Genomic DNA, 5,947 nt, shown 5'->3' with positions numbered 1-5,947 from the left:
GGGCGGCCGCCGACGCCCTCGCCGCGGCCGCCGCGCGGCTCCGCGACGCCTCCGTCGCCGAGGTCGCCGCCCGCACCCGCTGCCAGGACCTGGACCGCCTCTCCGCCACGGCCCTCAGGGACGCCCGCCGCCTCGCCCCGCTCCGCGAGGAGCACCACCGCGTCGCCGAGCTCGCGGGGCTCGCCGCGGGCACGTCCACGCGCAACGAACGCCGGATGCGCCTGGAGTCGTACGTCCTGGCCGCCCGCCTCGAACAAGTCGCGGCCGCCGCGACCGCCCGGCTCCGGCGCATGTCCGCCGGCCGCTACACGCTCGTCCACTCCGACGCCCGGGCCGGCGGCAACGCCCGCTCGGGACTGGGCCTGCACGTGATCGACCACTGGACGGGCAAGGAGCGCGACACCGCCACCCTCTCCGGCGGCGAGACCTTCTTCGTCTCCCTCGCCCTCGCCCTCGGCCTCGCCGACGTCGTCACCGAGGAGGCGGGCGGCGTACGGCTGGACACCCTCTTCGTCGACGAGGGCTTCGGCAGCCTGGACGAGCAGACCCTGGACGAGGTGCTGGACGTCCTGGACGCGCTGCGCGAGCGGGACCGCGCCGTCGGCATCGTCAGCCACGTCGCCGACCTGCGCCGGCGCGTGCCGGCCCAGCTGCGGGTGGTCAAGGGCAGGTCGGGCTCGACCGTGCGGCACGAACTCGCCGGCGGCGGGCACGGCTGAACGCACCGCAGCGTCATGGCCTCCGGCCCGTGGGCGACGGCGAGCCGGAGCGAAGCCCGACCGGCGCTTCGGGCAACCCCGGCGGGGGCCCGGGACCGGAACAGGCCGTTCCCGAAGGCCGGGCCCTCACTGAGGCCGGGCCCTCAGGCCCTCACTGAGGCCCGGCCTTCAGCGGCCGATCGCGCGCCGGGGGAGCGGGGAGGAGTAGACGACGCTCGTCGTCACCGACCCCAGGGCGCCGATGCGGCCCGAGACCTCCTCCAGGTGCCGCATCGACCGGGCCGCGACCTTGATCATGAAGCAGTCGTCGCCGGTGACGTGGTGGGCCTCCAGGATCTCCGGCGTGCAGTCCAGGAGGTCGTGGAAGGGCTTGTAGTTGCCGTTGGGGTAGCGCAGCCGGACGAAGGCGAGGACGGGCATCCCCAGCTTCTCGGGGTCGACGACGGCCGTGTAGCCGCCGATGACGCCCGCCTCCTCCAGTCTGCGCACCCGCTCGGTGACCGCGCTGGAGGACATGTTCACGATCCGCGCCAGCTCGGCGTAGCCCGCGCGTCCGTTGTGCTGCAGGGCGTCGAGGATGCGCCAGTCGGTGGCGTCAGGGGAATAGCCGGTCATGGGCGATGTCTAACAGTGAAATCACCGGTAACTCAAGAGTTTTGCCGAGGATTGACGGTTCTGCTCGGTGATCTCGGACCGTAGATTCACTGCCATGACCACCCCCGCTCCCGCCCCCGCCGCAGCCCCCGCGAGCCGCGTCATGGCCGTGCCGCCCGCCCCCTCCGCCGAAGCCGCCGCCTACTTCGCCGCGCGCCTCGCCTTCCACACCGACGTCGCCGACGTGCACGCGGCCCTCGCCGCGGGCGCCGGGGACTTCGTCGTCGTGGACTCTCGCTCCACCGAGGCCTGGGACCAGGGCCACGTCCCCGGCGCCGTCCACCTGCCCACGGCGCAGATCCCGCGGCTGGCCCGGCAGTTCCTCGACCCCGCCGTCCCCGTCGTCGTCCACTGCTGGGGCCCCGGCTGCGACGGCGCCACCCGCGCGGCCCTGGCCCTCGCCCGGCTCGGCTACCGCGTCAAGGAGATGCTGGGCGGCATCGAGTACTGGATCCGCGAGGGCTACGCCGTGGAGACCGCCGACGGCACCCGGCAGCTCCCGCCGGACCCGCTGACCGCCCCGCTCGGCGCCGACGACTGCGGCTGCTGACCGGCCGGGCGGGGCGCCCCCGCCGCGAAGTCCGCCCGGGGCGCTGCCGCCCGCGGCACCCGGCCGCTACCGTGGTGCCATGCCGGCACTCAACATCGAATTCACGGAAGAGGAGCTCGCGGCCATCCGCGAGGCCGCTGCCGCGGACGGCAAGAGCATCAAGGCGTACGTGCACGACCTGTCCGTGCGCGAGCAGCAGCGCCGCCGCTTCGTGGAGCGCGCCGCCAAGTTCTGGAACGAGCACATGGCGGAGTTCGACGCCGCCTTCCCCGAGGAGGCTCCCCCGTCCACGGGCGGTGCCGCCGCCTGATGCCGCTGCTCATCGACCTGCCCTGGCTCCTCGGAGTCCAGGAGCAGAAGCTGTACGAAGAGCCCGCCGTCCACGACTACACCGCCCTCGCCGCCGCCGTCTCCCGGCACGCCTTCGACGTGGCGAAGTTCGACCACGAGCCCGACGCGGCCTGGCGCGCGGCCGCCCTGATGCACACCCTCGTCCGGCTGCAGCCGCTGCCCGTGCGCAGCAGCCTGTACGCCTGCATGGTCGTCGTCGCCTACATGGCCGCGGCGGGCGAGGGCATCGACCCGCCGTACGGGTCGATAGTCGACCTCGCGCGCGACATCAAGGAGTACCGCGTCGACGTCTACGAGTGCGCCGACCGCATCCGCACCTGGCGGATCTGACGGAGCCGGAGGAAGGGGCGGGCCCGCGGGCCCGCCCCCGCCGTCACAGCGCGGACAGCTCCGCCACCAGGTCGTCCAGGCCCAGCGAGCCCTGCGACAGCGCCGCCATGTGCCAGGCCTTCGCGTCGAAGGCGTCGCCGTGCGCGGCCCGGGCCGCCTCGCGGCCGGCCAGCCAGGCCCGCTCGCCCAGCTTGTAGCCGGTCGCCTGGCCGGCCATGCCGAGGTAGCGCACGACCTCGCTCTCCACGTAGTCCGACGGGCGCCCGCTGTGCAGGTCGCAGAACTCCAGCACCAGCTCCGGCGTCCAGCGCTCACCGGGGTGGAAGGGGGAGTCCGCCGGGATCTCCAGCTCCAGGTGCATGCCGATGTCCACGATCACCCGGATGGCGCGCCACATCTGCGCGTCGAGGTAGCCCAGCCGGCGCTCGGCGTCCTTGAGGAAGCCCAGCTCGTCCATGAGCCGCTCCGCGTACAGCGCCCAGCCCTCGCAGTTGGCGCTGACCCCGCCCAGGGTGACCTGGTAGCGGGAGAGCTGCTCCGCCACGTGCATCCACTGCGCGAGCTGCAGGTGGTGGCCCGGCACGCCCTCGTGGTACCAGGTGGACACCAGGTCGTAGACGGGGAAGCGGGTCAGGCCCATCGTCGGCAGCCAGGTGCGGCCCGGCCGGGAGAAGTCCTCGGACGGCTCGGTGTAGTACGCGGCCGCCGCGCCGCCGGGCGGCGCGATGCGGGACTCGACCTTCTTCACCCGCTCGGCCAGCTCGAAGTGGGTGCCGTCCAGCGCCTCGATCGCCTCGTCCATCAGCTCCTGCAGCCAGACCCGCACCTCCTCGACGCCCTCGATGTGCGTGCCGTGCTCGTCGAGGTGGGCCAGCGCCTCCCACGGCGTCTTCGCGCCGGGCAGCACCTTCTCCGCCTCGGCGCGCATCTCGCCGAGGAGGCGGTGGAACTCCCCCCAGCCGTACGCGTACGCCTCGTCGAGGTCGAGGTCCGTGCCGTTCCAGTAGCGCGACCACAGGGCGTAGCGCTCGCGGCCCACGACCTCCGGCGCCCCCTCGACGCCCGGCGCGTAGACGTCGCGGAGCCAGTCGCGCAGGACGACGAGCGCGCCCGTCGCGGCGGCGGCCGCGGCGTCCAGCTCGGCGCGCAGCTCCTGCGGGCCGGCCGCGGTGAAGTCGCCGAACCAGCCGTTGCCGGTGCCGATCCACTCGTCCAGCTGCGTGAGGTTGGTGGCCACCTGGCGCGGGCCGGCGGGCAGCTTGCGCTCCAGGCCCTCGGCGAGCGAGGCCCGGTAGCCCTCCAGGGCCGCGGGCACGGCCCGCAGCCGCTCGGCGATCGCCGCCCAGTCCTCGGCGGTGTCGGCCGGCATGACGGCGAACACCTCGCGCACCGAGTGCAACGGCGAGTGGATGTTGCTGACCGCGCGCAGGTGCTCGTCCGCGTCGTGCACCGCGAGCTGCGCGGTCAGGCGCTCGCGCAGCAGCCGCGCGCAACGCCGCTCGATGCCGGCGTCGGCGCCGGGCCGCCGCTCGGCCTCGGCGAGGCGGTCGAGCGTGGCGCGCGCGAGATCGGCGACGGCCCGCTGGCCCGCGGGAGAGAAGTCCGGCAGCCGGGTCGCGGAGGCCGGCACTCCCAGGAAGGTGCCCGTGATGGGGTCGAGTTCGGTGTACGCGTCGACGTAGGCGTCGGCGACCTGGCGGGGGAGCAACGTGCTCGTGTCGTTCGGCATGCGGACATCCTCGTACGGCGGGGTGCGCCGCGTCACCGGCAATTTCGGCGTGCGCGCCCGGCGCGCGGGCGGAATGTCAGGGTGCGGGCGGGAGCGCCGGAATACGGGCCGGGGCGAGCCGTACGGTGATGACGAGGGTGCCCTCCTCGACCTGGTAGTCCAGCGGCAGGCCCAGGGCGCGCATCGCCGCCACCATGCCGGTGTTGGAGGACCGGGTGACGGCGTAGACGCTGCGGCAGCCGTCCGCCACGGCCAGCTCCACCAGGCGGCCGAGGAGTTCGCCGCCGACGCCGCGCCGCTGCCAGTCGTCCTCGACGAGCAGGGCGACCTCCGTCTCGTCGCCGTCCCACAGCAGGTGGCCCAGGGCGACGAGGCGGCCCGTCGCGGTGTACGCGGCCAGGGTGCGGCCGAAGCGCGGGCTCAGCAGGTGGCGCAGGTAGCGTTCGGCGTCGCCGGCCGGCCCGTGGTAGCGCTGGGCGAGCGTCGCGGCGGAGCAGCGCTCGTGCATGGCGCGCGCCGCGGCGAGGTCGCCGGCGCCGGCCCGCCGGACGGTGATCTCGCTGCCCTCGGGCAGGGTCAGGACGTCGGCGCGCGGCGGGACGCGCGGGCCGAGCCGGGCGTCGAGCTCGACGAGGGCGCGGGCCCGGGCGAACTCGGTGGGCGTGAACGGCAGATAGGGGCGCTCGATGGTGATGGAGCCGCCGGAGGGGTCGCGCAGCCGCACGACCGTGCCCTCCCACACGCCTTCCGCCGGCACCTCCTCGGCGGGGGCGCCGCCGCTGCGCGGCGAGCGGCCGGGCACGGAGCGGATCGTGCAGCGGCCGAGGAGCCTGCGCAGCGCGAGCGGGAGCTCGGCGGCGTCGAGCGCCGTGCGGGTGGCGAGGTTGAGGACCCGGGTCGGCGCGTCCACGAGGTCGTGGGCGTCGGCCCGCTCCAGCCAGGTGTCACGGCCGCCGCCCGCGGCCGCGCGGAGCTGCCGCCCGTGACGGGCCCGCTCACCGCCGAGGAGCTCGACCGCAACGCCGACGCGCTGCGCGAGCTGCTCGACGAGAGCGTCGCCGCCTCCGAGCGGCAGCTGTTCGACCTGCGCACGGCCGCCGCCGACGACTCCCGCATCCTCGGCGCCCTCGGCGACGGCGGCCTGCTGCCGCCCCGCCCCGACGTCCTCGCGGCCGTGGAGTACCTCGGCGAGCACGGCATCCCCGCCCTGCCCGGCTGGCGCTACCTCGCCCAGGCCGTCGACCCGGCCCGGCACGCCGCCGTCCTCGCGGCCCGCCCCGAGCTCGTCGACGGCGTCGTCATCACCGACGCCGACTCCCACGCCCGCGCCCGCGAAGTCCTCGGCGCCGCCTCGCTGCTGCCCCGCTCCGCCCTCGCCGTCGGCACCGCAGGCGCCCTGCTCGCCCCCGTACCGGAGACGGAGCAGCAGGACACGGGCGTCTTCCTCGTACCGCCGAACCCCGCCATGCACGACGAGCGCGCGGCCGACGAGGAGCGGCACACCCTGCGCGAGCGGGCCCTCGCCCGCGACGAGGAGATCCGCGCCATAGCGGCCCGCCTCGCCGGCGACCGCACCCTCGCCGCCCGGCTCTCCTCGTGGCGCGCCGGCTGCCC

Annotated in this window: 8 protein-coding genes; 5 read left to right on the top strand and 3 right to left on the bottom strand. The window is 75.3% G+C overall.

From position 1 onward, the window contains the following. A partial coding sequence (locus tag B7P34_RS34690) for an SbcC/MukB-like Walker B domain-containing protein (protein ID WP_286157539.1) occupies positions 1-719 on the top strand: 719 nt, incomplete at its 5' end. Positions 720-887: 168 nt separating this feature from the next. Here the strand turns inward: B7P34_RS34690 and B7P34_RS34685 are convergent. Continuing rightward, a complete protein-coding gene (locus B7P34_RS34685) occupies positions 888-1,334 on the bottom strand; it encodes an Lrp/AsnC family transcriptional regulator (protein ID WP_106682120.1) in 447 nt (148 codons plus the stop codon). Positions 1,335-1,428: 94 nt separating this feature from the next. Between B7P34_RS34685 and B7P34_RS34680 the strand changes: the two genes are divergently transcribed. The 3 genes from B7P34_RS34680 to B7P34_RS34670 all read left to right on the top strand — a co-directional run bounded on the left by B7P34_RS34680 (position 1,429) and on the right by B7P34_RS34670 (position 2,604). After that, positions 1,429-1,923 carry a rhodanese-like domain-containing protein gene (locus tag B7P34_RS34680; protein WP_106682119.1) on the top strand — a complete coding sequence of 165 codons (495 nt, stop codon included), beginning with the start codon at positions 1,429-1,431 and terminating at the stop codon, positions 1,921-1,923. A gap of 79 nt (positions 1,924-2,002) precedes the next feature. After that, positions 2,003-2,233 (top strand): hypothetical protein, encoded by a 231-nt coding sequence (locus tag B7P34_RS34675; RefSeq protein ID WP_030364380.1) that lies wholly within the window; start codon positions 2,003-2,005, stop codon positions 2,231-2,233. Continuing rightward, positions 2,233-2,604 carry a hypothetical protein gene (locus B7P34_RS34670; protein ID WP_030364379.1) on the top strand — a complete coding sequence of 124 codons (372 nt, stop codon included), beginning with the start codon at positions 2,233-2,235 and terminating at the stop codon, positions 2,602-2,604. The genes B7P34_RS34675 and B7P34_RS34670 overlap by 1 nt, the downstream gene beginning before the upstream one ends. 43 nt (positions 2,605-2,647) lie before the next feature. Here B7P34_RS34670 and B7P34_RS34665 read toward each other — a convergent pair whose 3' ends face one another. Together B7P34_RS34665 and B7P34_RS34660 are read right to left on the bottom strand one after the other, a co-directional pair. After that, complete coding sequence (locus B7P34_RS34665; protein WP_106682118.1) at positions 2,648-4,333, bottom strand: DUF885 domain-containing protein; 1,686 nt, start codon at positions 4,331-4,333, stop codon at positions 2,648-2,650. Positions 4,334-4,409: 76 nt separating this feature from the next. Further along, positions 4,410-5,243 carry a GNAT family N-acetyltransferase gene (locus tag B7P34_RS34660; protein ID WP_223268555.1) on the bottom strand — a complete coding sequence of 278 codons (834 nt, stop codon included), beginning with the start codon at positions 5,241-5,243 and terminating at the stop codon, positions 4,410-4,412. A 72-nt stretch (positions 5,244-5,315) separates the two neighbouring features. On the opposite strand from B7P34_RS34660, the gene B7P34_RS34655 reads away from it, so the two are divergent. Continuing rightward, positions 5,316-5,947 (top strand): hypothetical protein (locus B7P34_RS34655; RefSeq protein ID WP_223268554.1); only part of this gene is annotated, 632 nt, incomplete at its 3' end.

It is taken from the genome of Streptosporangium nondiastaticum, from assembly GCF_003011965.1.
GTDB lineage: Bacteria > Actinomycetota > Actinomycetes > Streptomycetales > Streptomycetaceae > Streptomyces > Streptomyces nondiastaticus.
Note: the sequence above shows the minus strand (reverse complement) of the source record. Positions and strands in the feature narration are given on the sequence as shown.

What these genes read in the sequence shown, in the direction of transcription:
- B7P34_RS34670 (WP_030364379.1), top strand. Translation starts at nt 2,233, where the DNA reads ATGCCGCTGCTCATCGACCTGCCCTGGCTCCTCGGAGTCCAGGAGCAG.
- B7P34_RS34685 (WP_106682120.1), bottom strand. Translation starts at nt 1,334, where the DNA reads ATGACCGGCTATTCCCCTGACGCCACCGACTGGCGCATCCTCGACGCC.
- B7P34_RS34665 (WP_106682118.1), bottom strand. Translation starts at nt 4,333, where the DNA reads ATGCCGAACGACACGAGCACGTTGCTCCCCCGCCAGGTCGCCGACGCC.
- B7P34_RS34680 (WP_106682119.1), top strand. Translation starts at nt 1,429, where the DNA reads ATGACCACCCCCGCTCCCGCCCCCGCCGCAGCCCCCGCGAGCCGCGTC.
- B7P34_RS34675 (WP_030364380.1), top strand. Translation starts at nt 2,003, where the DNA reads ATGCCGGCACTCAACATCGAATTCACGGAAGAGGAGCTCGCGGCCATC.